The organism is Micromonospora sp. NBRC 101691, from assembly GCF_030269285.1.
In the GTDB taxonomy this organism is placed as follows: domain Bacteria; phylum Actinomycetota; class Actinomycetes; order Mycobacteriales; family Micromonosporaceae; genus Micromonospora; species Micromonospora echinospora.
The window spans coordinates 1-1,379 of the sequence record NZ_BSTB01000048.1; the positions used below are offsets into that span (position 1 = coordinate 1).

The 1,379-nt window shown below is 69.9% G+C and carries 1 protein-coding gene; it reads left to right on the forward strand.

Annotation, left to right across the window (positions count from 1 at the left end):
* Nucleotides 1–143 precede the first annotated feature (143 nt).
* The coding region (locus QSK20_RS31885; protein WP_285792316.1) for an N-acetylmuramoyl-L-alanine amidase at nucleotides 144–1,379 on the forward strand (1,236 nt) is incomplete at its 3' end.

The following is a 1,379-nucleotide window of genomic DNA, read 5'->3' on the forward strand; positions in this document are numbered from 1 at the left end:
ATCATCGTCTTCACCAAAAACACCACCAACGACGTCTACGTCGGACTCTCCACCGGCACCACCTTCACACCCGGCCAAAAATGGCACGACTACTTCGGCCTCAACGGCGAAACCACCCTCTGACCCGCGAACGGGAGACCACCATGCCACCCACCAGACTCCCCTGGCGCGGGGGCGTCGCCGCCGTCCTCGCGGCAGCGCTGCTGAGCCCCGTCGCACCGGCCACCCCCGCGACCGCCGCCGGCCCGCTCGACTCGGCCTTCGCCCGTGCGGCCGGTGAGTTCGACGTCCCGAAGGATCTGCTGGTCGCCGTCGGCTACGGCGAGACCCGGCTCGACGGACACGAGGGTCGCCCCAGCCAGGCCAACGGCTACGGCGTCATGCACCTGGTCAGCAACCCCCGCCAACGCACTCTGGAACGGGCGGCCGAGTTGACCGGGCAACCGGTGTCCACGCTCAGGTCGGTGACTTCGGCCAACATCAGGGGCGGCGCGGCCCTCCTGCGGGACCTCGCCGACGCCGAGCGGTTGACCGCCGCCGATCGGGACCGGATCTCCGCCTGGTACCCGGTGGTCGCGCGGTACGCGCACGCCGTCGACGACGCGACGGCACGCCTGTACGCCGACCACGTCTACGACCTCCTCCACACCGGCATCAGCACGGCCGCCGTACGGGTCGCGCCGCAGCGGGTCCAGCCGGAACTCGGCCGGTACGCCCGCGTCGCCCCCGCCGGATCGGCCACCTCGGGCGTCGGCGCGGCGGCGGTGCCGGAGTACCCGCCGGCCCGGTGGATCGCCGCGCACGGCGGCAACTACTCGGCCGGCCGGTCCTCGCGGATCACCACCGTGGTCATCCACGTGACCCAGGGCTCGTACGCCGGCACGATCAGCTGGTTCCAGAACCCCGCGTCGGGGGTGAGCGCGCACTACGTGGTGAAGTCCAGCAACGGCGAGATCACCCAGATGGTGCGCGAGGGCGACACCGCCTACCACGCGCGCTCGGGCAACCCGTACACGGTGGGCATCGAGCACGAGGGCTACGTCGACAACCCGGCCTGGTTCACCGACGCCATGTACCGGTCGTCGGCCGCGCTGACCCGCTACCTCTGCGACAAGTACGGCCTGCCGAAGAACCGCACCGCGATCAAGGCGCACTACGAGATCCCCGGCAACAACCACACCGATCCCGGTCCACACTGGAACTGGGACTACTACATCTCGCTGGTCAACGCCGGCGGTGGCTCAGGTGGTAAGTATCTGGCGGGTTCGCCGACGGACTTCACCGGTGACGGACGCGACGACATCGTCACCTTCACCCACGGCACCCTCAACGACGTCTACGTCGCCACCTCCACCGGAACCACCTTCACCGGCACCTCC